The sequence below is a fragment of the Dactylosporangium darangshiense genome (genome assembly GCF_039537565.1).
Classification (GTDB): Bacteria; Actinomycetota; Actinomycetes; order Mycobacteriales; family Micromonosporaceae; genus Dactylosporangium; species Dactylosporangium darangshiense.
Window position 1 is genome coordinate 181,937 of sequence record NZ_BAABAT010000003.1, and the last position, 21,744, is coordinate 203,680.

The window sequence follows — 21,744 nt, forward strand, 5'->3', positions numbered from 1 at the left end:
TGTCTGATAGGACCGTCGGTATGCCTATCGAGACACAAGGCGTGGTGGCGCTGGGCAAGGGCCGCCCGGTGAGCCTGGAGACCATCGTCGTACCCGAGCCCGGCCCCGGCGAGGCCCGGGTCGAGGTGCAGGCCTGCGGCGTGTGCCACACCGACCTGCACTATCGCGAGGGCGGCATCAACGACGACTTCCCGTTCCTGCTCGGCCACGAGGCGGCCGGCGTCGTCGAGTCCGTCGGGCCCGACGTCACCGACCTGGCCCCCGGCGACTTCGTGATCCTGAACTGGCGCGCGGTCTGCGGCACGTGCCGGGCGTGCCTTCGCGGCCGTCCCTGGTACTGCTTCAGCACCCACAACGCCAAGCAGAAGATGACCCTGACCGACGGCACCGAGCTCTCGCCCGCCCTGGGCATCGGCGCCTTCCTCAAGTACACGCTGGTCGCCGCCGGCCAGTGCACCAAGGTCGACCCGCGGGCTCCCGCCACGGTCGCGGGCCTGCTCGGCTGCGGCGTCATGGCCGGCATCGGCGCCGCCCTCAACACCGGCAACGTCGGCCGCGGCGACTCGGTCGCCGTCTTCGGCTGTGGCGGCGTCGGCAACGCCGCGATCGCGGGCGCGCTGCTGGCCGGCGCGACGACGATCATCGGCGTCGACATCGACGAGCGCAAGCTCGCCTGGGCGCGCGACTTCGGCGCCACGCACGTGGTCAACTCCCGCGAGACCGACCCCGTCGAGGCGATCCGCTCGCTCACCGGCGGCATCGGCGCCGACGTGGTCGTCGAGGCGGTGGGGCTGCCGCAGGTGTACGAGCAGGCGTTCTACGCCCGTGACCTGGCCGGCACGGTCGTGCTCGTGGGCGTGCCGCGCCCGGACATGCAGCTGACGCTGCCGTTCCTGGAGGTGTTCGGGCGGGGCGGGGCGCTCAAGTCCAGCTGGTACGGCGACTGCCTGCCGACCCGCGACTTCCCGACGCTCATCGACCTGTACCTGCAGGGGCGGCTGCCGCTGGACAAGTTCGTGACGGAGGAGGCGGGGCTGGGCGACGTGGAGGAGGCCTTCCACAAGATGGAGCGCGGGGAGGTCCTCCGCTCGGTGATCGTCCTGTAGCGGTGTCTGTTGTGTGAGGCGAAATGTCGGGCCTCCTTCGTCGGCCCGACATTTCGCCTATATCATCATTTTCTGGCTTTCGCCCGTTTTGGCCGAGTTGATTGGTGCATTTCGGACGCCCGTCGGCCCTCCTGAGCCTCTCCAGCCCTTTGCTGCGGCACTTTGCCCCCGCTCCGGGCCGCGCTCCATGATCACGGACGAAACACGCCGCCCCGCGCCTCGAGTACGCCGCGCCGCGCCTCGAGTACGCCGTCCCAGACCTCGAAGTTCGCCGGCCGCACCTCGAAATTTCGCCACCCCTTCCGCGACGCCGGCCCAAGGCCCACGCCACGCGCCGGGCAGACCTCCGCGTCGTGTACGCCGCTCGCTGGCAACGCCGGCGTTGAATGCCACCAAACCGGATTTATGACCCGTCAGGCGAAAAGTCCGAAAAGTCGTGGCGCGGAGCGCCCGACTTTTCGTTCAGCGCTGCGAGTCGGGGGCGTCACACACCGAGCGACTATCGGAAGGGGTTGTCGGCGATAGGTTCCCGATATATCGTCGAAGTATCAGACAGAGGTTCTACGAATGGGGGACGCGATCATGAGGTCGCGACACGGGTTCTTCGACACCGGCGGTTGGCAGCGCGGGTTCGGTAGCTTCATCCCGCCGTTTCCGCCCGGCGGCGGGCGCGGGTGGGGGCACGGCGGTCATGGGCACGGCGGGCGCGGGCGCGCTCGGGGCGGGCGGCCGAACGTCCGGCAGGCCGTCCTCGCGCTGCTGCACGAGCGGCCGATGCACGGGTACGAGATGATCCAGGAGATCGAGCAGCGCACGGGCGGCATCTGGCGGCCCAGCCCGGGGTCCGTCTACCCCACGCTGAACCTGCTCGAGGACGAGGGGCTCATCACGGCCGAGGAGAGCGGCGGGCGCAAGCGCTACGTGCTCACCGACACCGGGCGGCCCGAAGCCGAGAGCGCGGCGCAGAACGCGCCGTGGCAGGAGTACGGCGACGAGAACGTCTCGCAGGCGCAGGAGTTCCGCGACGCGGCGTTCGGGATCATGGACGCGCTGCGTCAGGTCGGGTTCAACGGCACGAGCGAGCAGCGCGCCCAGGCGCTCGAGGTGCTCACCGAGACGCGCCGGAAGCTGTACGCCATCCTCGCCGACTGACCGGCGACGGGCACGTCCGACATCACCACAGACGCGGTCCCGGGGGCGTGCGGGCTCCCGGGGCCGACCGCGCGGGAAGGAACCGCCATGCGTTGGTGGACCATCCGCCCGGCTGAGCCGGCGCCGGGCAGCACCGCGGCCGGCGTGACGCCCGAGCCGCCGCCCGCGAACGCTACGGGCGCCGGGACGGATCCTCATTCTGGCCGCCCAGCGCCGCCCAGATCTGGTTGACCGTCTCGAAGACCTCGCGCTCCGGCAGGCGGTCCAGCACGTCGAGGACCTCGTCGGGCGCGTTCATCTCCGACGCGCCGGCGACCAGGTCGTCGCGGTCGCCCGGGAGGCTGGCCTTCGGGATGTACCGGCCCAGGTTGCTGCGGGCCTCCACGTCGTCGGCGGTCATGCCGACCGGGGCGCCGCCCGCGCGCGCGCCCTCACCCTCCAGGTCGACCTGACGGACCTCGTCCAGCGCCTCCCGGCTGAGGCGGTCGTCCAGCACGGCGCCGTGCTTCGTGTTCCCTCGCTGCATGGCATCCATGGAAGCGGAGGTACCCGGGCAAAGCTCCCCCAAACGGCTCACCCTCGATTGAGATTCGGCGCCCTTGGGTACGCGGTGGGCACCCGCCCGATACACCGCACCGCCGAATCCCCCCGGCGTGCCGGACCGGGCGCTTCGCAGGAGGTGAGCACACAGTGGCACGCATCGGGCAGCTGTTCGGCGGTCGGGGCGCCACCGACCGTGACGGCGACGGCGTCGACGACCGGGCCGAGAGGCCCGCGGACCGCGTCGGCGCCGGCGTCGGCAAGAGCGACCGCGTGGGTGGCGAGGCCGCGTCCGAGACACGGACCTGGCGGCTCGGCCGCAAGCACGACAAGGACGCCGACGGTACCGCCACCAGCGCCACTGCGCCGGTCGGCGTCATCGACAGCGAGCGCGACACCGCAGGCGTCCGGCGTACCGGCGAGCGCGACACCGCCGGCATCCGGCGCACCATCGACCGCGAGCCGGTGACCGCCCCGACGGCGGCACCCGAGCGGGAGACCGAGCCCGTGCCGGTGCGCCAGGCGCCGGCCCGCGTGAGCCTGCTGGCCACGTTCGGGCTCATGCTCGGCCTGGTCGCCGCGGCCGCCGCGCTGACCGGGTTGCTCGCGCCGTGGGCGATCCCGATCGGCGCGCTCGGGCTGCTGTTCTCCTTCGGCGGGATCATCGCCGGCGTGCGCCCCAACGTCGCCGGGCGCGGCCTCGGCACGCTGGGCGTGCTGGTCAGCGGCGCCGCGGTCGTCTTCGGCATCCTCGCCATGACCGGCCAGGTCAGCTGGCTGGACAGCGACACCGACCAGGTCGCGCGGCTCAACGACTGGCTGGACGCGAAACTGCCCTGGATGAAGGACTGGTGATCCGGACCGCCGCGCGGTCAGCCGGGCGCTCACCGGCACGACGACCATCATGACGAGGTCGCCGGCGGCCGGCAGCGGGCGATTGGGCCGCCGGCTGGACGCGAAACTGCCCTGGATAAGGGGCGCGGCGCGGTCAACCGGTCGCTAACCGAAACAAGGTATAAGTCGGATAAATCCGGACGCGTCAGCGTCTGGGTTTATCCGTTTCGGGCGTGTGAGTGCGCGAGCCGGGCATCGAGTGTTGACGTATCGTGGCCGGGGCGGGACTCAGGGACAACCTTGATCGTCAAACTTCGATATGTTGAGGCGCATGCCGACGCTGCCCTTTCCCCTGCCCGAACCGCCCACCCTCTACGCGCCGCTGCCTGAGCTTGCCGAAGTGCAGCGGGACTCCGCCGTCAGCCTGGTCAGCACCGCCGACGGCGGGGTTGCCTATCTCGTGACGCGGTATCAGGACGTGCGGACCGTGCTCGTCGATCCGCGCTTCAGCCGCGCGGCCGCGGCGCGCTCGCAGGACGCCGCGGCCGACTTCGGGCTCGGGGCCCTCGCCACCGAGTCCATGGCCGGCATGGACCCGCCGGAGCACACCCGGCTGCGCAAGCTCGTCGTGCGGGCGTTCACCGCGCGGCGGGTCGAGGAGCTGCGGCCGCGGGCCGCGCAGATCGTCGGCGAGCTCATCGACGGGCTGCTCGCGCTGCCGCAGCCGGCCGACCTCGTCGAGAACTTCTCGCTGGCCCTGCCCGTGCAGGTCATCTGCGAGCTGCTCGGGGTGCCGGCCGACGACCGGCACCGCTTCCACGCGTGGTCGGACACGCTCATGGGCGGGCCGGGGTCGGACCCCGCCGTCATGGGCGCGGCGCTGCAGGCCATGGGCGAGTACTTCGGCGGGCTCATCTACGCCAAGCGGGCCGCGCCGGGCGACGACCTCATGTCGGCGCTCATCGCCGCGCGCGACGAGCAGGACAAGCTCAGCGAGGAGGAGCTGGTCCGCATGTGCGTGGGCATCCTCATCGGCGGGCACGAGACGACCGCCAACCAGATCAACATGATCCTGCTGACCCTGCGGCGGTACCCGGAGGAACGCGACCGGCTGCTCAAGGACCCGTCGCTGATCGCGGGCGCGGTCGAGGAGCTCATGCGGTTCGTGCAGCTCGGGGCGGGGGCCACCAGCCTGCCGCGGGTCACGACGGAGGAGGTCGTCCTCGGCGGCGTCACCATCCCGGCGGGCTCGGTCGTGCTGCCCGCGGTCGCGATCGCCAACCGGGACCCGCAGCTGTACGGGGATCGCCACGACGACCTCGACGTCGCCCGGCCCGACGTGTCGCACCTGAGCTTCGGCGCCGGCGTGCACCACTGCCTCGGCGCGCAGCTGGCCCGGATGGAGCTGCAGGAGGCGCTGCGCGGGCTGCTCACGCGCCTGCCGGGGCTGCAGGTCGCGGTGCCGGACGAGGAGCTGCGCTTCAAGCAGGGCATGATCGTGCGCAGCGTCGAGGCGCTGCCGGTGACCTGGTAGCGGTTGTCAATCTTGGCACCGCGGACCTGGCAGCGGAGGGCCGCCAGGCCCGCAGCGGTGTCTGGTGGGAACTACGGTCTGTGCGTGACGCGGACCCGAGTCATGCACCGGCTTGTGTTTTTCGTCCTGGCCCGGCGGGCGACCGCCGGGCTAGGTTCGCTGCATGGGCGAGACGGCTGCGTGGACGCGGGTCGACGACGGGAGGCACGCGCTCGACCTGCTCACCGCCAGCTACCGGCGGCACCGGTTCACGCGGCACAGCCACGCCACCTACGCGATCGGCGTCGTCACGTGCGGCGAGGAGGAGTTCCACTACCGCGGCGAGCTGCGCCGGGCCGGCGTCGGCAGCCTCGCGATCCTCGAGCCGGGCGAGCCGCACGACGGGCAAGCGGCGCGGCCGGACGGATGGGCGTATCGGGTGCTGTACCCGTCCGAGGGCATGCTCTTCGACGGCCGCGAGCGCGCCGGGTTCCGCGAGCCGATCGTCACCGACCCGCGCAGCGTGCACCTCGTCCGGGCCGCGCACGAGGAGCTGACCGCCGGGGTCGATCCGCTGGCGGCGCACTCCAGGCTCGTCTGGGCGTTCGAGGCCGTCATCCAGCGCCACGGGGACCTGCGCCCGTCGCCGGGCGGGCCGCGGGCCTCCGACGCCGCGGCGACGCGCAAGGTCGCCGAGATCCGCGACCGGCTCCTGGCCGACCTGCGCTGCGCCCCGAGCCTGCGCGAGCTCGCCGCCGGCGTCGAGCTGTCGCCGTTTCACATGCTGCGGGTGTTCCGGGAGGCGACCGGGTTCCCGCCGCACGCCTGGCTGGTGCTCGAGCGGGTCTGCCACGCCCGGCACCTGCTCGCCGCCGGACGCTCCCCCGCCGAGGTCGCCGGCGCCACCGGGTTCGCCGACCAGGCCCACCTGACCCGCTGGTTCAAGCGCGTGACGGGCGTCACCCCGGCCGCGTTCCGCAACAGCGTTCAAGACGCCGCGCGCCAGCCGGCGTGAAATCGCAGGCATGAGTCGTCGTGGCTGGATCCTCTTCGGCGCCATGTGCGTCGTGTGGGGCATCCCGTACCTGCTGATCAAGGTCGCCGTCCGCGAGATCGGCCCCGCCGAGCTGGTCTTCCTGCGCACCGCGCTCGGCGCCGTGCTGCTGCTGCCGATCGCCCTGGCCCGCCGCGAGCTGCGCGCGTCGCTGCGGCCGTGGCTGCCGCTGCTGGTGTACACCGTCGTCGAGATCGGCCTGCCCTGGCTGCTGCTCTCCGACGCCGAGCGGCACGTCGACAGCTCGTTCACCGGCCTGGTCATCGCCGGCGTACCGCTCGTCGCCGCCGTCATCGCCCGCCTCGCCAACCGCGACGAGCGCCTCACCGCCGCCCGGGTCGGCGGCCTCCTCGTCGGCTTCGCCGGCGTCGCCCTGCTGCTGGGCTTCCACGCCGCCGCCGGCGGCGCCGTGCCGATGCTCGAGCTCGGCGGGGTGGTCGTCTGCTACGCCACCGGGCCGCTGATCATCGAGCGCTGGCTCTCGTCGGTACCGCGGTACGGCGTCGCCGCCGCGTCGCTCATCGTCGGCGCGCTGATGTTCACCCCGGTCGCCGGCCCCAACCTGCCGGACCTCGCGCGCCACGTGACCCTGCGCCCGCTGCTGGCCGCCCTGGCCCTCGCCGTCGTGTGCACCGCCCTGGCGTTCGTGTTGTTCTTCGCGCTGATCGCGGAGGTGGGCGGGGTGCGGGCGACGGTCATCACGTTCGTGAACCCGGCCGTTGCCGTGGTGCTCGGCGCCGTCGTCCTCGGCGAGGACGTCACCCTGCTGACGGGGGTGGCGTTCGCCCTGATCCTGGCCGGCTCCGTCCTCGCTACGCGGCGCCGCGCCCCCGACCCGGAGCCGGCCCCGGAACCGGTGGCCGCCGCCTGATGGTGCTGCTCTTCCTCGACGTCGACGGGGTGCTCATTCCGCTGCGGGAGCGCCCGGGGGCCCGCAGGCCGGCGCCGTCCTCGGGCAACCCGTTGCTGTCGCGGGTCGATCCCGCCGACGGCCCGCGCCTGCTCGCCCTCGGCGCGGAGCTCGTCTGGGCGACGGGCTGGCTCTCGGAGGCGAACGCGGTCCTGTCCCCGCGGCTCGGCCTGCCGTCGCTGCCGGTGGTCACGTGGCCGGACGACGAGTCGGAGGTGCCGCGCGGGGTGCACTGGAAGACGGCGGCGATCGTGCGGTGGGCGGCGGGCCGGCCGTTCGCCTGGCTGGACGACGAGACGACCGACGCCGACCGCCACCAGGTGGCCGCGACGCATCCGGGCCCGGTGCTGGTGCATCGCGTCGATCCGCTGGTGGGCCTGACGGTCACGGACGTCGCGACGGTAGGGCGCTGGCTCAGCGCGCTGTGACGGCGCGCCGTAACGGCGCTCGTCCTGCGGGTGTGTCGCTCGCCTGTTCGGCCCTGCCGGCGTTTTGTTTCCGCGGTGACGCAGAACCGGCCGCCGGCGGCCTGAAAACGCATGATCGCGGAGAGAAAATGCCGGTTGTGTGTTGCCGGCATCGGGGACGCGATGCGGGGTCAGGCGTGGCTGGCGACGCGGAGGACGGGGTCGGTCAGGGTCGGGTCGGCGCGCAGCTCCGCCGCGGTGTGGGTGGCCGCCACGACGCCGTCGGCGAGCAGGGCGACGCGGTCGGCCACGGCCAGGGCGTGCTCCGGCTGCTGCTCGACCAGCAGCACCGTGAGGCCGCCGCGGGCGAGCTCGGCGACGACCGCGCGGACGCGGTCGGCGAGGTCGACGGCGAGGCCCTCGCAGGGCTCGTCGAGCAGGAGGAGGCGCGGCTGGGTGAGCAGGGCACGGGCGATGGCGAGCATCTGGGCCTCGCCGCCGGAGAGCTGGTCGCCGCGGTGGCGGCGTCGCTCGCCCAGGCGGGGCAGGAGCTCCAGGACCCGCGGTACCGTCCACTCGCCCTTGCGGCGGGTCAGGCGCAGGTGCTCGGCTACCGTCAGGCTCGCGAAGACGCGGCGGCCCTGCGGGACCAGGGCCACGCCGGCGCGGGCCACGCGGTGGGCGGGGCGGCCCGCGAGGTCCTCGCCGTCGAGGCGGACGCTGCCGGCCTTCGGGCGCAGCAGGCCGCAGACGGCGTGTACGAGCGTGGTCTTGCCGGCGCCGTTGCGGCCCAGCACGGCGAGGGCCGTGCCCTCCGGGACGCTCAGGTCGACGCCGTGCAGGACGGTGCCGCCGCCGTAGCCCGCGCGCAGGCCCTCCACGAGCAGCGTCACGGCTTCACCCCCGGGGAGACCGCCGCGGCGCCGGCGAAACCGAGCGAAGTCGCGGCGGCCGCCGCACCGCCCGCGGCGCCGGCGAAACCGAGCGAAGTCGCGACAGCCGCCGCAGCGGCGGCGCCGGGAACGAGCAGCGTCATGGCTTCACCCCTGCGTAGGCCGCTGCCACCTCGGGCGAGCGGCGGGTTTCGGCCACGGTGCCGGTGTGGACGTGGCGGCCCGAGTGCAGGACCGTCACGCGGTCGGCGAAGCCGTACACGAGGTCCAGGTGGTGCTCGACCAGCAGCACCGCGACGTCCCCGGGCAGGGCGGCCAGCAGCGACGCCAGGAGTTCGACCTCCGGCGGGGACAGGCCCGCGGCGGGCTCGTCGAGCAGCAACAGGCGGGGCCCGCCGGCCAGGGCCATCGCGAGCTCCAGCTGGCGGCGCTGGCCGTGCGACAGGGAGCCGGCCCTCGTGGTGGCCTGGTCGGCGAGGCCGACGGCGGCGAGGTGGTCGCGGGCGCCGGGGCGCAGGCGGCCCCACGGGCGGCGGGCGGCGACGAGGACGTTGTCCAGCGCGGACAGCGTCGGCCAGATTGCCGGGTGCTGATGGGTGCGGCCGATGCCGAGGCGGGCGCGGCGGGCCGGTGACGTGCGGGTGACGTCGCGGTCGTTGAACCGGATCCGGCCGGCGCTCGGGCGCAGGGCGCCGGCGACGAGGTTGAGCAGCGTGGTCTTGCCGGCGCCGTTGGGGCCGATCAGGGCGCGGCGCTCGCCGGGCTCGAGCTGCAGGGCCACGTCGTCGAGGGCCGCCAGGTCGCCGTAGCGGCGGCCGAGGCCGTCCAGGCGCAGGATCATCGCGCCGCCCCGATCGTCTCGTCGGCCGGCTCCCGAGGCGCGGGCACATCGGCACGCCTGGGACGGCGTCGGAACAGGGCGCCGGCGAAGGCGCGGTCGCCGAGCAGGCCGTTCGGCAGCAGGTACACGCACGCGATGAACAGGATGCCCAGCAGCAGCGGGGCGTGGCCGGCGCTGGCCAGCCAGTCGCGGGTGGCGACCACGAGGGCTGCGCCGGCGATGGCGCCGACCATCGACGTTGCGCCGCCGATGACGACGGCCAGCAGGATCAGAGCGGCGACGTCGAAGCCGCCGTCGCCCGGCGAGACGTACGACTGGGTCGTGACGAGCAGGGCGCCCGCCACACCGGCCAGGGCGCCGGCGACGACGTAGGCGGCGGTGAGGTACCCGGCCACGGGGTGGCCGCTGGCCCGCATCCGGCGCGGGTCGTCGCGGGTGGCGCGCAGCAGGGCGCCGGCCGGGGAGCGCAAGGCGAGCAGCAGCGCGGCGACCAGCACGGCGACGACGGCGAGGGTGTAGAGGTACTTCGACTGGTCGTCGCCGAGCTCGGCCATGCCGGGCAGCGGCGTGACGTCGGCGAGGGCGAGCATGCCGTCGGTGCCGTGCGTGACGGACTTCCACTGGGCGGCGACCGTCGACGTCAGCTCGCCCAGGGCGAGGGTGATCATGAGGACCACGACGCCGCGGGCGTAGACGACCAGCGGGGCGGTGATCAGGGCGAAGACGGCGCCGGCGGCGGCCGCGGTCAGCAGGTGGAGGATGCCGAGGTGTACCTCGTCGTGCACCAGGGTCGCCGTGGTGTAGGCGCCGACGAGGTACGGGGCGGTCTGGCCCAGCGTCGGCAGGCCGGCGACGCCGGTGAGCAGCGCGACGCTGACGGCGAGCAGGCCGACGATGAGGATGCGGGTCAGCATCTGGTTCGCGTAGTCGTTCAGGGTCCACGCGAACGAGGTCAGCAGCGCCAGCAGGGCGGCGGTCGCGGGGTACAGCAGCCAGCGAAGGTTCATGCCGAGCGTCCCGAGGGCAGCAGGCCGCGGGCGCGGGCGGCCAGGGCGATGGCCATCGCGCCGAACAGGGCGAACGGGGCGACGGTGGGGAAGTTCGGTGCGACGACGTTCTGGATCTCGCCGACGGCGATGGCCGCGACGAGGGCGCCGGTGATGGAGCCCATGCCGCCGAGGACCACGACGACGAGCGAGAGCATCAGCACGAGGTCGGCGGTGCGCGGGCCGGGGCCGATGATCGGGGCGCCGAGCGCGCCCGCGAGGCCCGCGAGGGCGCCCGCGCCGGCCAGGACGCTGGTGCGCACGGCGAACGGGGAGACGCCGAGCATGGCGACCATGTCGCGGTCGTCGACGGTGGCGCGCACGAGGCCGCCGGCGCGGGTCCGGGTCACCAGCAGGGCGAGCCCGGCGGCGATGAGCACCGCGATGCCGATGAAGGCCAGCCGGTACGCCGGATAGCTGTGCCCCGCGATGTGCACGGCCCTGTCCAGTGCGCCGGGCACCTTCACCCCGAGGTCGTCCTTGCCGAAGATCGCGGTGAGGCGGTCGCCGACGACGAGGGCGACGCCGAACGTGAGCAGCGCCTGCGCGAGATGGCCGCGGCCGGCCAGGGGGACCAGCAGCGCCGAGAGCACGGCGCCGCCGAGGCCCGCGGCCGCGGTGCCGACGAGCACCGCGATCGCGAGCGAGCCCCACGTGCCGTCGCTGATGCGCGCGGCGGCGTACGCGCCGAAGGCGTAGAGCGCCCCGTGCGCGAGGTTGAGCACGTCACCCACGCCGAAGGCGAGGGTGAGCCCGGCGGCGACGACGAACAGCAGCAGGCCGTAGGCCACGCCGTCGACCGCCGGGATCAGATAGTCGTCCAAGGAACTAGGCGCCGACCGTCGCGAGGTCCTGCACCAGCACGTTCGCCAGCGCGCGGCCGTCGTTGCGGACCTGACGCAGGTACCACTTCTGGATCGGCGCGTGGTTCTTGCCGAACTGCCACTGGCCGCGGGGGCTCGAGATCTGGCCGAGCTTGCCGACCTGCTCGTTGATCGACTGCGGGGTCGGGTTGGCACCGGCCGCGCCGATCGCCCGGTCGAGCACCGCAGCGGCGTCGTAGGAGGCCATCGCGTAGGTGGTCGGGGTGGCGTCCGGGTAGGCCTGGCGCCACGCGGCGACGAACTTGCGGTTCTCCTCGTTGTCGAGGTCGGGCGAGTAGTTGCAGACGGTGAAGACGTCCTTGGCGGCGTCACCCTCGGCCTGCAGCACCGAGCCCTCGGTGATGAACGCGCCGTACAGCGGCAGGTCCTTCACGTCCGACTGCTTGTACTGCTTGACGAAGTCGATCGCGGCCTTGCCGGCGTAGAAGGTGTAGACCGCCTTGGCGCCGCTGGACTTGATCTGGCTGAAGTACGGCAGGAAGTTCGTCGTGGCCGGGAAGGGCGTCCACAGCGTCTTGCCGCTGGGGTTGGCCAGCTGGCCGCCGATCTTGGCGAACTCGGTGGTGAAGCCGCCGACCTCGTCGTAGCCACCCTGGTAGTCCGGGCCGATGGCGAAGACCGGGCCGTTGACCTTGTCCTTGATGTACTGCGCGATCGAGGAGCCCGGGTCGGAGGACATGAAGCTCGTCGTCCACACGCCGGAGAGGTCCTTGAGCTCCGGCCGGCCGTTCGAGCCGATCAGCGGGATCTTCGCATCGGCCAGCAGCGGCGCGACGGCGGCGACCGAGCCGCCGCCGACGATGCCGGTCATGGCGACGACGCCCTCCTCCTTGATGAGCTTCGTGGCCGCCGGCACCGCGGTCGGCGCGCCGTCGCCCTCGTCGCCGATCTTGAGGTCGATCGGGTGCCCGCCGAGCTTGTTGTCGTGCATCTTGAGGTACAGCTGGAAGCCGTTCCTCAGGTCGGTGCCGACCGCCTGGTAGGTGCCGCTCAGGGAGCCGAGGAAGCCGATCTTGAGGGTGGACGCCGCACCGGCGCTGTCGGACTTGGGGTCGTCCTTGGCGCACCCGGCACCCATGAGCACCAGGCCGGTGGCCAGCGCAACGCTGACCAAACGTCGTTGCAGGGACACTTTGTGTTCTCCTTGAGGGGTATTTATCGGCGAGCGCCGGCGCGCTGCGCGAGGGCGTGCTCGGTCACGGCGACGAGGATCTCCTTGGCCGACGCCCGGGAACGCACGTCGGCGTCGAGCATCGGGACGCTGCGGTGCACGGCCAGCGCGTCGCGGATGTCCTCGAGGTGGTAGCGCGCCGCGCCGTCGAAGTTGTTGACGGCCACGACATAGGGCAGGCGACGGTTCTCGAAGTAGTCGATCGCCCCGAAGCAGTCGGCCAGGCGACGGGTGTCGGCGATGACGACGGCACCGATCGCGCCCCGGCACAGTTCGTCCCACATGAACCAGAAGCGCTTCTGGCCGGGGGTGCCGAAGAGGTACAGCACGAGGTCGGAGTAGAGCGTGATGCGCCCGAAGTCCATCGCCACCGTCGTGCTGCCCTTGTCCGGCACCAGCGAGGCATCGTCGTGCTCGATGCTGGCGGCGGTCATGACGGCCTCGGTCGTCACCGGCGGAATCTCCGAGATCGCGCCAACGAGCGTGGTCTTGCCCGCGCCGAAGCCGCCCGCGATGATGATCTTGACGGCGGTAGGCCGCCCGCGACGGTCCGGACCGGTCACAGCGGCCCTCGGATCGCGGGCGTCAGCGCGTCGCCGATGCGGTTGGCAAGCTCCGTCATCTCGTAGGAGACCTTGCCGACGTCGGCGCTGGGCGAGGCGAGCACCAGCATCGATGCGCCGTCGCTGAACGCCATGCAGAACATGAACCCGCCGTCGAGCTGGGTCACGTTGGAGATGACCTGTCCGGCCTCGAAGAAGCGCGCCGCGCCCGCAAGGAGCGCGACGAGACCACTGCCGGTGGCGGCGAGCTGGTCGGCCCGGTCCCGGGGCAGCGCCCGGGTGTGGGCCAGCACGAGGCCGTCGGTGGAGATCGCCAGGGCATGGCTGACGTCGGGGGTGCGGCTCGCGAAGTTATCCAGCAGCCAACCGAGATTACTCGGGTCGGTCACAGACGTGGTCCTCTCCAGATGTTGCATGTGCATCCAACGTTCCCCCGGTCCCCCGACTCCCGGCTCAGCTCTGCGGGCGTCGGTTCGCGACGCCACGTGCGTAGGCCGACATCGCCGCCGCCACCCGCGAGGGGTCGCGCTTCGGCGTGGGCGGCTGGATCTGCACGCCCGGCCGCGGCGTCGGCTCCGCAGCGCCCGGCACGAGGTGGCGGCCGGCCGCGCGGACCGGCAGGCCGGCCGTGGTCGTCGAGCTGACCTCCGGGGTGGCGGCCTGCGCCGCCGCCTGCCATCCGGCATCGGCGCCGGACTCCCAGTTCATGGGCTCGGGGGCTTCCAGGCCGGGCGGCGCCTCGGTGCGGAACCACCCGTTGACCGACTGGAAGATCGGCAGCTCCATCCCGTCGTCCTCGGCGGCCGCGAGGACCGCCGGCACCTCCGGCTCGGGCAGCGGCGGCCACATGCCGGGCCCGGGCGGCGCCGCCTGGTGCACGGGCGGCGGCGGGTAGGCCGGCGGCTGGTACCCCGCGGGCTGGCTCAGCATCGGCTGCGACCCGGTCGGCTGGGTCAGGAACCCGTTCGGCTGGCCCGCCGGCACCGTCGAGAGCTCCTGCGTCGCCCACTGCTGCGCCGGCACCTCGAACAGGCTCGGCTCCGCCGGTCGCTGCGGCGTGAACAGGTCGTTGGCCGGGCGGGCACCGTTGCCGGCGTGCTCGCCGGCGCCGACGGTGACCGGCGGCAGCTGCGGCCCGCGCTCCGACGCCATGATCGGGCGGAACACTTCCTTGGGGATGACGATCTCGGCGAGCGTGCCGGTGTGCTGGCCGGGGCGCAGCTGCACGGCGATGTTGTACCGCGCGGCGATGTGCCCGACCACGGTGAGACCCATGGCGCGCACGGCGGCGATGTCGATGGCCGGCGGGTGCGTCAGCAGCTGGTTGAGCTGGTCGCGCCGCGACGGGGACAGGCCGACGCCGGTGTCCACGATCTGCACGATGACCCGGTCGCCCAGCGCCCGGCCGGTGACCCACACCTCGGACTCCGGCGGCGAGTAGCCGGTCGCGTTGTCCAGCAGCTCGGCCAGCAGGTGCACGATCTCGTCGACCGCCTCGGCGACGACGGCGACGTCGTCGTCGACGCTGCCGAAGCGGACCCGCACGTAGTGCTCGATCTGGGAGATCGCGGCCTGCAGCACCTTGCCCAGCGGCGCGTCCTCGCGCCGCACGCGGGCGGCGCCGGAGCCGCCGAGCACCAGCAGGCTCAGGTTGATCCGGGCCATCCGGGTGGCCAGGTGGTCCAGCTGGTAGAGCTCCTGCAGCCGGTCCGGGTCGGTCTCGTCGCGCTCGACCTTGTCGACCTGGGCCAGGACCGCGTCGACCAGTCGCTGCTCGCGGCGGGACAGGTGGACGAAGATCTCTGCGACGTTGGAGCGCATGACGGCCTGCTCACCGGCGATGCGGACCGCCTCGCGGTGTACCGCGCGGAAGGCCTGCGCCACGTCGGCGACCTCGTCGGCGCCGGCGACGGCGAGCGTCGAGGACGCCCGGTCGGCGACCTCGTCGGGGTCGACGGTGCCGGGCGCGGCGGCGCGCAGCTCGGAGACGACCGCCGGCAGCTGCTCGTAGGCGACGGTGCGGGCGGCGTCCTGCAGGTACCGCAGTCGCCGGGTCAGGCGCCGGGCGACGAAACCGGTCAGGACGATGGCGACGAGCAGCACGACCGCCACGCCGGCGCTCTGCACCGCGGCGCGGGTCATCTGGTCGTCGTGCACGACCGAGACGGACTGCTCGATGCTCTCGTCGACCTGCTTCTCCACGCCGTACAGCAGGCCCTCCCAGCCCGACATGGCGTTGATCCAGGTCGCGGAGTCCAGCCCGCCGATCGGTGCGCCGACCGGGGTGCGCCCGACCTGGTCCTGCAGCCGCTGCGCGGCGACGACCTGGTCGCCCATGCCGGACTGCTCGTACCAGGTGCGCCACTCGGCCGGGGCGAGCTGGTTGAACGAGACCGAGGCCTCGATGAAGCTCGTGCGGGTCGCGATGATCTCCTGCTGCAGCGCCGGGGTGAGCTGGCCCGCGGCGAGCGCGCGCAGCACGGCGGCCTGCTGCTGCCCGACCGCCTCGGCGGCGCGGGAGAGCGCGGCCGCGGCGCGGATCTCGTCGGCCAGGTCGGTCGGCGCGCCGGAGCGGGCCACCGACTCGCGGTAGGCCAGCAGGTCCGCGATGAGGATCCGGTAGCTGAAGGCCATGGCCGACACCGACGCCCGCTTGTCGTTGCGGACCTGGTCGCGCAGGCTGTTGAGGGCCCCGAGGCCGGAGTCGATGCGGTTGAGGGTGTCCGCGTCGCCGCCGCCGGAGAGGTTGTGGCGGCGCTGCTGGTACACGTGCATGGCGTCGTCGGTCAGCAGCGCCTGCTGCTGGAACGCGTCGAGCAGGGCCGCGTCGTTCTTCAGCACGTAGTTGACGGCGGCGGCGCGCTCGCGCTGCAGGGCGTGCGCCAGGCCGCCGGCGTTGGTGGCGAGCGCGGCGAGGTCCTGCAGGGTGCGCGCCCGGTTCACCTCCTGCACGGTGGAGACGAACGCGACGCCGGCGAAGGCGACGACGGCCACGAGGGGCAGCGCGACGATGAGGCGGAGCTGGTCGACGATGCGCCGCCCGGCCCGCTGCCCGCGCCGTTCGTCGGCGCCACGGCGTGGTGGCGGCGGCAGATCACGACGAGCGAGGGCGGCGGTGTGGCGCGTAGGCCGGCGCTCGGTGCTCTGCCGAGGGTCGCGACCCTGCCGTTGGGAGGGCACGGGCAGCGAACTCTGGCTTTGGGTCACGAAAAGTCCCCGCAGGCATCCGAGATTGACAATTTGCGTCGGAAGCGGTCCGAGCCGGCACAGGCGCCGACAGCGCCCAATCCCATAGCTCTCGCATCGACGTTGTGCACAATCACAGCTCGGCCGATCCGTGTCAATACCGACGGACCCTATCCAGCGACGATCGCCTCTTTCGCACTCATCCGTTCGCCGGTACTTAGCCAACCCGTACGGACCCAAACGGCTGGACCCAAGGGATTTTCGACTGACGGGTTCCGATGTAGGCAACCGTCGTGCGCCATGAACTTTACGTTGCCGTAACAACACTGTCAGGAGTGTCGACAATACGTGCCGTTACCCATTGTCGCGCAGAAATATCTCCTCACGACAATGTTCATGCGACGGCAAATATCCCGTCGGCGAGCGCCACCTGGCCGGGGACGGTGCGGAGCCGCCCGCCGGGGCCCAGCCCGGCCAGGGCCTGGCTCGACTCGGCAAACCGCTCCCGATCAGGGCATTCGTCGGCAACCGGCGGCGAAGTACCGGCCGCCGCGACCAAGGATCGTATCCACAACAGTTGCCGTTCGTCCGGCGAGGGCGAGAGGCGAAGCTCCCTCCGCGGTCCGGCGCCGTCCGCCAGGTCGCCGGACGCCACCAGGCGTAGCTGGAGACACGGCGCACGCCGGGCGGAACGTCTCGCCCATTCCCCCGCGCCGCCACCCTTTCCCGCGCGACCGTGGAGGGGACGAACCTAGGAGGGGACATGGCTTCCGACGCCGTCACGCTGATCATGAACGACCACCGGATCATGGATCAGCTCCTCGAACGACTGCGCTCCGGCGACGAGGACCGCCAGCCGGTGCTGGACGAGTGCGCCGCCCGGCTGACTGCGCACAGCCACGCCGAGGAGCAGAAGGTGTACCCCGTACTGGCCGAGCTGGGCGCGGGCGGCCTCGAGGAGGCGCACCGCGGCGCGGACGAGCACCACGAGGCCGAGCGGCTGCTGCACGACCTGCAGCGCATCTCGCCGCGGGGGCCCGGCTTCGACGATCGCCTCGAGGTCTTCATCGCCACCGTGCGCCACCACATCGAGCACGAGGAGACCGTGGTGCTGCCCGCGCTGCGCGAGGCGCTCGGCGACGAGCGTCTCGCCGAGATGGGCGCGGCGTTCGAAGAGGTCCGCGTGGCCGAGCTCGCGGTGGCGGGGATCCGCGTGTAGGGACGCCCCAGAGGGTTCCTGCGGTTGCCGATTCGACCGGCTTCGGTACAGTCGAGCTGGTCATGGTCAGTTTCCGCGGGCTATCCGGTGAACCCGTCTGCGCGGCTCGGCTCAGCGACCTGCCGATGGGCCGAGCCCCCGTGCGGACCTCGGACCACGTCGTCATCCTGGTCAGCGCCGGGCAGGGCACGCACGCGCTGGACTTCGTCACCTACGCGTGCCGCCCCGGCACGCTGTTGTGGGGCCGCCCCGGCCAGGTGCACCAGTTCGGCGGGCAGGCCGGTTTCGACGCGACCGTGCTGACGTTCTCGCCGCGCCTGCTGCCCGACCTGCCGCTGCCGGAGCTCGTCGGCGACCCGTTCGCGCCCGCCTGCTGGCAGCCGGCGGGCGAGGACGAGGACGCCATCGTCGCCGAGATCGCGCAGATCGGCGTCGACCAGGTCCGCTACGGCGGCACCCCGTTCGGCGCGACGCTGCTCGCGCACTCGATGGCGGTGCTGCTCATGCGCATCGCCGCGCTCGCGCCCGTGCCCGGGCGCACCCCGGCCGACCTGCTCATCGGCCTGCTGCGCGCCGAGCTCGAGCGGGATGTGCGCCACCGCCGCGTCGAGGACTACGCCGAGCACCTGCGCTGCTCCGTGCGCACCCTCACCCGGGCGAGCCTCGCGGTGACCGGCCGCAGCGCCAAGCAGCTCATCGACGAGCGGGTGGCCCTGGAGGCCAAGCGCGTGCTGGCCACAAGCGAGCTGCCGGTCGCCGACGTGGGCCGGCAGCTGGGCTTCGAGGAGCCGACCAACTTCGGCCGTTTCTTCGCCCGCGAGACCGGCCAGTCCCCCGGCTCGTTCCGGGCAACGCTGCACCGCCTGCCGCCGCAGCGGGTGCCGTACCAGCGCTCGGCGCTGCCCGGCCGGCTCAGCCCGCGCACCGCGTAGGGCCGGTTGTACCTACCGGTAGGTACGCTGGCTGTGTGAACGCACGGGAACGGCTCGTCGCCAGCGCGCAGGACCTGCTCTGGGAGCGCGGGTACGGCGGCACCAGCCCGAAGGCCATCCAGGAGCGGGCCGGCGCCGGGCAGGGCAGCATGTACCACCACTTCGCCGGCAAGGCCGAGCTGGCCGTGGCCGCGCTGTCGCGCACGGCGGAGGCCGAGCGGGAGCGCGCCGAGGCCGTCCTGGGCGGGGACGGCAGCGCGCTGGAGCGGATCACGGCGTACCTGCGGCGGGAGCGGCCGGCGCTGCGCGGCTGCCCGATCGGCCGGCACGCGGCCGACCCCGACCTCGTCGCCGACCCCGCGTTGCGGGCCCCGATCGAGGAGACGTTCGCCTGGCTGCGCGGGCGCCTGGCCGCGCTCGTCGCCTCCGGGCAGCGCGACGGCGAGCTGCGCGAGGGCCCGGACCCGGACGCGATCGCCGCGGCCGTGGTGGCCATCGTGCAGGGCGGTTACGTGCTGGCGCGGGCTTCGGGGTCGCAGCGGTCCTTCGACGACGCCATCGAGGGTGCGGTACAGCTGGTCGCCGCGCTGGCTCGCTAAGTTCTGCGCCGCCCGCCGGCGTCGAGCGGGCTGCCGGAACCTGCCGTGGCACTCGCTCTGTTGCCGGGCTTTCGCCGGCCGCGTGAAATGACATATCGGAAATGTCCGATCCGACCACGCGCGTCGCGGAGGGAAACGCCGCCCGCCGCACCCCGCCTGAGGCGCGCGCCGCCCGCTCAGCCCGGCACGTCCCGCCGCGACCGCCGCCCGCCGCGACCGTCCCGAGGCACGCCCCGCCCAATCAACCAGGCACGTGCCGCGGCGCCCTATTCGCGCCGATTTATCGCCTGGCCAGGTATAAATCCGACAAGTCGTGGCGCGCCAGCGCCCGACTTGTCGGGATCAATGCGAACGCTACGGGCTGATCCGGCAGTCCGCCGGCTTGCCCGCCGGCGACGCTGCCGAAGAACCGGCCGAAGCACCGGCCGGCGAGCCGAGCTCGCGGGCCGCCTCCTCCGGGCCGACGAACGGCACGAGCGTGAAGTACGACAGGGTCGGCAACAACGCCGGGAGCTCGCCGACGCGGCCGGCGGCGACGTAGCGGTACACGGTGGCGTAGATGCCGCCGACGATGGTCTCGACCAGCTCCTCCGGCATCGGCAGGTCGGCGGCGCGCGGTGCCTCGGCGAAGAAGCGGTCGAAGCGGCGCAGCAGCTGGGCGCGTTCGGCCCGGCCGTGCGGGCCGGCGGCGTCGATCTCGACCACCGCCGTCGCGGCGAACGCGGGGAGTTCGGCGAGGACCTGCAGCATGACGCGCAAGGCCGCGCGGGCGCCGTCGCGCCAGTTGCGCTCGGCGCGGTACGCGTCCTCCATGAGCTTCAGCAGCAGGTCGGTGCCGTGGCGGTAGGTCGCGATGAGGGCGTCGTCCTTGCCGGCGAAGAGGGCGTAGAACGCCGGGCGGGTCACGCCCGCGGCGCGGCAGATGTCGCTCACCGTCGCGTTGGCGTAGCCCTTCTCGGCGACCGTGTGCACGAGGGCGTCGAAGAGCCGGTCGCGCTGGGTGGCGGCGACGACCTCGGGCGGCACCCGGCTCGGGCCGCGCTTGATCGCCCGGGACGGGTCGCGGGCCTCCCGGGCGCCGGGCAGCGGGCCCAGCGTTTCCTTCGCCATCCGACAAGTATCGATCGCGCCGCCAAGCGCGGCCCAGTCACGCGAGCCGATCGCGGCACGTCCGGACGAGCGCTACGGGCCGGTCGGTCGCCGCGGCGCGCCGATCGTGGGACGGCACCGGGCCGCGTCCCGACAAGCCCGAACGAAAACCGGCACGTCCGAACCCGCAGACCGGTCGATGGGCGGTGAGCGGACGGTCCGGTGCGCGGATCGTGGGACATAGGCCGCACCGGGTGGCGTCCGGGAGGTGGGACAGGGCACAGTATCCGCGTGTCCTCGTCGGCCCAGTTGACCAACGCCCTCCACGGCGCCCACGCGATCGCCGCGCAGGGCGACAAGCGGGGCGCGCTGGCGCTGCTCGACCAGGCGCTCGGCAACGCGGTGCGCACGCTCGGGCCCGACGATCCCGACGTGCTGGCGGCGACAGGACAGCTCGCGCGGTACCACATCGACCTCGGCGAGCTCGCCGACGCGCGCCGGGTGCTCGAGGAGGGCCTCGCCGCCGGGTACAACCGGCTCGGCAACGGGCACGCGGTCATGCTCGCCCTGTCCTACGAGCTGGCCCGCCTCGCCGACGAGCTCGGCAACGTCTTCGAAGCCAAGCGGCGGTACAACCAGCTGGCCAAGCTCGGGCCCCAGGCGCTCGGCGAGCAGCACCCGAGCGTGCGGGCCGCCCGGGAGTACCTCGGCCTGCCCGAGCCCGGCGGCGACGGCCAGGTTTCGCCTGCGCCCACGGTCACGTTCGACCCGGTGACCCCGCCACCGCGCCAACCTCAGCCGCAGGTCACCCAACCGGCACCCGAGCCCGAGCCGATCCCCGAGCCGGAGCCGGAGCCGGAGCCGGTCGACGAGCGCACGCTGGCGGAGGAGCCGGTCTCGCCGCCGCCTTCCGTGGTACCGCCGCTGCCGCCCCTGCACGGGTTCGGCACCCAGCAGCCCGTCTACCGCCCCGAGCCGCGCGAGGACGATCAGCCGACCCTGTCGCTGCAGCAGCTGCAGGAGCAGGAGCGCCAGCGCCAGTTGCTGATCCAGCAGCAACAGCAACGGCAGCAACCGCCACCGCGGCCGCAACCGCAGGAGTACCAGCCGGCGCCGTGGCAGCGCACCGCGCCCGGGGTGCTGCAGCGCGCCGACTACGAGCCGATGTCCGGCCCGTCGTGGCAGGTCGCGCCGGCGCCGTCGTCGGCGACCGCACCGCCGCTGCCGATCGACGAGGTGCCCCGCCGGCGGCGTTCGCCGATGCTCGCGATCGTCGTCATCGTCATCGTCGCCGTGCTCGGCGGCGGCGCCGCGGCCGCGATCGCGTTCTTCGCGAAGCAGGCCGGCCCGGACGGCACCACCGCCGGGCCGCCGACCGGAACGCCTGCGTCCTCGGCCGCGCCGGCGGCGTCGCACGCCACGCTCGGCGGCTCGCGGGCGCCGCACGACCTCAAGCTCAAGGACGACAAGACGAGCATCACGCTCACGTGGAAGGACCCGTCGCCCGGCACCGTGCCGTTCGTCGTGGCCGGCGGCAGCCAGGGCGCGATGCGTGAGCTGCAGGGCCTGCCGGCCGGCACCACGAAGTACACCATCAGCGGTTTGAACGCCAAGCTCGAGTACTGCTTCACCGTGGCCGCGGTCTACGGCACGCAGGACGTGCAGCTGTCGGACCTCGCCTGCACCAAGCGCAAGTAACGGCGCCAACACGCCGAGTTCCAGCGCGGACACCGCGCGCACCCGCGGGTGTCACGCAGACATCGACGGGAATATGATGGCGCCGATTTCGCCGGAGGGGGGCCCGG

General features: G+C 73.1%; 22 protein-coding genes. 11 read left to right on the plus strand and 11 right to left on the minus strand.

Annotated elements, in window-relative coordinates; all coding sequences use genetic code 11:
* The first annotated feature begins 20 nt into the window (after positions 1-20).
* Both ABD901_RS07535 and ABD901_RS07540 read left to right on the plus strand, forming a co-directional pair.
* Positions 21-1,106: an S-(hydroxymethyl)mycothiol dehydrogenase gene (locus ABD901_RS07535; RefSeq protein ID WP_345122694.1), complete on the plus strand. Its 1,086-nt coding sequence runs from the start codon at positions 21-23 to the stop codon at positions 1,104-1,106.
* A gap of 582 nt (positions 1,107-1,688) precedes the next feature.
* Entirely contained in the window at positions 1,689-2,258 is a 570-nt protein-coding gene (locus ABD901_RS07540) for a PadR family transcriptional regulator (RefSeq protein WP_345122695.1), read from the plus strand.
* A 172-nt stretch (positions 2,259-2,430) separates the two neighbouring features.
* Here ABD901_RS07540 and ABD901_RS07545 read toward each other — a convergent pair whose 3' ends face one another.
* On the minus strand, positions 2,431-2,784 hold the full coding sequence (locus ABD901_RS07545) for a DUF2795 domain-containing protein (protein ID WP_345122696.1): 354 nt from the start codon (positions 2,782-2,784) through the stop codon (positions 2,431-2,433).
* Between the two features lie 164 nt (positions 2,785-2,948).
* Here ABD901_RS07545 and ABD901_RS07550 point away from each other — a divergent pair, with 164 nt between their 5' ends.
* From ABD901_RS07550 to ABD901_RS07570, 5 genes are all read left to right on the plus strand, one after another.
* A complete protein-coding gene (locus ABD901_RS07550; protein ID WP_345122698.1) occupies positions 2,949-3,653 on the plus strand; it encodes a hypothetical protein in 705 nt (234 codons plus the stop codon).
* A gap of 310 nt (positions 3,654-3,963) precedes the next feature.
* Positions 3,964-5,166 carry a cytochrome P450 gene (locus ABD901_RS07555; RefSeq protein ID WP_345122700.1) on the plus strand — a complete coding sequence of 401 codons (1,203 nt, stop codon included), beginning with the start codon at positions 3,964-3,966 and terminating at the stop codon, positions 5,164-5,166.
* A 163-nt stretch (positions 5,167-5,329) separates the two neighbouring features.
* Positions 5,330-6,160 carry an AraC family transcriptional regulator gene (locus ABD901_RS07560; RefSeq protein ID WP_345122702.1) on the plus strand — a complete coding sequence of 277 codons (831 nt, stop codon included), beginning with the start codon at positions 5,330-5,332 and terminating at the stop codon, positions 6,158-6,160.
* A gap of 10 nt (positions 6,161-6,170) precedes the next feature.
* Entirely contained in the window at positions 6,171-7,070 is a 900-nt protein-coding gene (locus tag ABD901_RS07565) for a DMT family transporter (protein WP_345122704.1), read from the plus strand.
* The gene (locus ABD901_RS07570; protein WP_345122706.1) at positions 7,070-7,537 is read left to right on the plus strand and encodes an HAD domain-containing protein; all 468 of its coding nucleotides are present in this window, start codon (positions 7,070-7,072) and stop codon (positions 7,535-7,537) included. The genes ABD901_RS07565 and ABD901_RS07570 overlap by 1 nt, the downstream gene beginning before the upstream one ends.
* 170 nt (positions 7,538-7,707) lie before the next feature.
* On the opposite strand, the gene ABD901_RS07575 is transcribed toward ABD901_RS07570, so the two are convergent.
* From ABD901_RS07575 to ABD901_RS07615, 9 genes are read right to left on the minus strand one after another with little or no spacing between them, the layout of a single operon-like run.
* Positions 7,708-8,409: an ABC transporter ATP-binding protein gene (locus tag ABD901_RS07575; RefSeq protein ID WP_345122707.1), complete on the minus strand. Its 702-nt coding sequence runs from the start codon at positions 8,407-8,409 to the stop codon at positions 7,708-7,710.
* Positions 8,406-8,552 (minus strand): hypothetical protein, encoded by a 147-nt coding sequence (locus ABD901_RS07580; protein ID WP_345122709.1) that lies wholly within the window; start codon positions 8,550-8,552, stop codon positions 8,406-8,408. Before ABD901_RS07580 ends, ABD901_RS07575 begins: the two co-directional genes overlap by 4 nt.
* On the minus strand, positions 8,549-9,250 hold the full coding sequence (locus ABD901_RS07585; RefSeq protein WP_345122711.1) for an ABC transporter ATP-binding protein: 702 nt from the start codon (positions 9,248-9,250) through the stop codon (positions 8,549-8,551). The genes ABD901_RS07580 and ABD901_RS07585 overlap by 4 nt, the downstream gene beginning before the upstream one ends.
* The gene (locus tag ABD901_RS07590) at positions 9,247-10,257 is read right to left on the minus strand and encodes a branched-chain amino acid ABC transporter permease (protein ID WP_345122713.1); all 1,011 of its coding nucleotides are present in this window, start codon (positions 10,255-10,257) and stop codon (positions 9,247-9,249) included. The genes ABD901_RS07585 and ABD901_RS07590 overlap by 4 nt, the downstream gene beginning before the upstream one ends.
* Complete coding sequence (locus ABD901_RS07595) at positions 10,254-11,120, minus strand: branched-chain amino acid ABC transporter permease (protein WP_345122715.1); 867 nt, start codon at positions 11,118-11,120, stop codon at positions 10,254-10,256. Before ABD901_RS07595 ends, ABD901_RS07590 begins: the two co-directional genes overlap by 4 nt.
* A gap of 4 nt (positions 11,121-11,124) precedes the next feature.
* The gene (locus ABD901_RS07600; protein WP_345122717.1) at positions 11,125-12,312 is read right to left on the minus strand and encodes an ABC transporter substrate-binding protein; all 1,188 of its coding nucleotides are present in this window, start codon (positions 12,310-12,312) and stop codon (positions 11,125-11,127) included.
* A 23-nt stretch (positions 12,313-12,335) separates the two neighbouring features.
* Positions 12,336-12,914 (minus strand): GTP-binding protein, encoded by a 579-nt coding sequence (locus ABD901_RS07605; RefSeq protein WP_345122719.1) that lies wholly within the window; start codon positions 12,912-12,914, stop codon positions 12,336-12,338.
* Positions 12,911-13,330, minus strand: coding sequence for a roadblock/LC7 domain-containing protein (locus tag ABD901_RS07610; RefSeq protein ID WP_380136380.1), 420 nt, complete (start codon positions 13,328-13,330; stop codon positions 12,911-12,913). The genes ABD901_RS07605 and ABD901_RS07610 overlap by 4 nt, the downstream gene beginning before the upstream one ends.
* A gap of 37 nt (positions 13,331-13,367) precedes the next feature.
* Positions 13,368-16,121, minus strand: a complete 2,754-nt coding sequence (locus ABD901_RS07615; protein ID WP_345122723.1) for a nitrate- and nitrite sensing domain-containing protein — start codon at positions 16,119-16,121, stop codon at positions 13,368-13,370.
* A 742-nt stretch (positions 16,122-16,863) separates the two neighbouring features.
* Here ABD901_RS07615 and ABD901_RS07620 point away from each other — a divergent pair.
* The 3 genes from ABD901_RS07620 to ABD901_RS07630 all read left to right on the plus strand — a co-directional run bounded on the left by ABD901_RS07620 (position 16,864) and on the right by ABD901_RS07630 (position 18,850).
* Positions 16,864-17,319, plus strand: a complete 456-nt coding sequence (locus ABD901_RS07620) for a hemerythrin domain-containing protein (protein ID WP_345122725.1) — start codon at positions 16,864-16,866, stop codon at positions 17,317-17,319.
* 140 nt (positions 17,320-17,459) lie between these two features.
* On the plus strand, positions 17,460-18,251 hold the full coding sequence (locus ABD901_RS07625; protein ID WP_345122727.1) for a helix-turn-helix domain-containing protein: 792 nt from the start codon (positions 17,460-17,462) through the stop codon (positions 18,249-18,251).
* 35 nt (positions 18,252-18,286) lie between these two features.
* The gene (locus tag ABD901_RS07630; protein ID WP_345122729.1) at positions 18,287-18,850 is read left to right on the plus strand and encodes a TetR/AcrR family transcriptional regulator; all 564 of its coding nucleotides are present in this window, start codon (positions 18,287-18,289) and stop codon (positions 18,848-18,850) included.
* Positions 18,851-19,204: 354 nt separating this feature from the next.
* Here the strand turns inward: ABD901_RS07630 and ABD901_RS07635 are convergent, their stop codons facing one another.
* Entirely contained in the window at positions 19,205-19,960 is a 756-nt protein-coding gene (locus tag ABD901_RS07635; protein WP_345122731.1) for a TetR/AcrR family transcriptional regulator, read from the minus strand.
* A 270-nt stretch (positions 19,961-20,230) separates the two neighbouring features.
* Between ABD901_RS07635 and ABD901_RS07640 the strand changes: the two genes are divergently transcribed.
* A complete protein-coding gene (locus tag ABD901_RS07640) occupies positions 20,231-21,637 on the plus strand; it encodes a fibronectin type III domain-containing protein (protein WP_345122733.1) in 1,407 nt (468 codons plus the stop codon).
* Positions 21,638-21,744 lie beyond the last annotated feature (107 nt).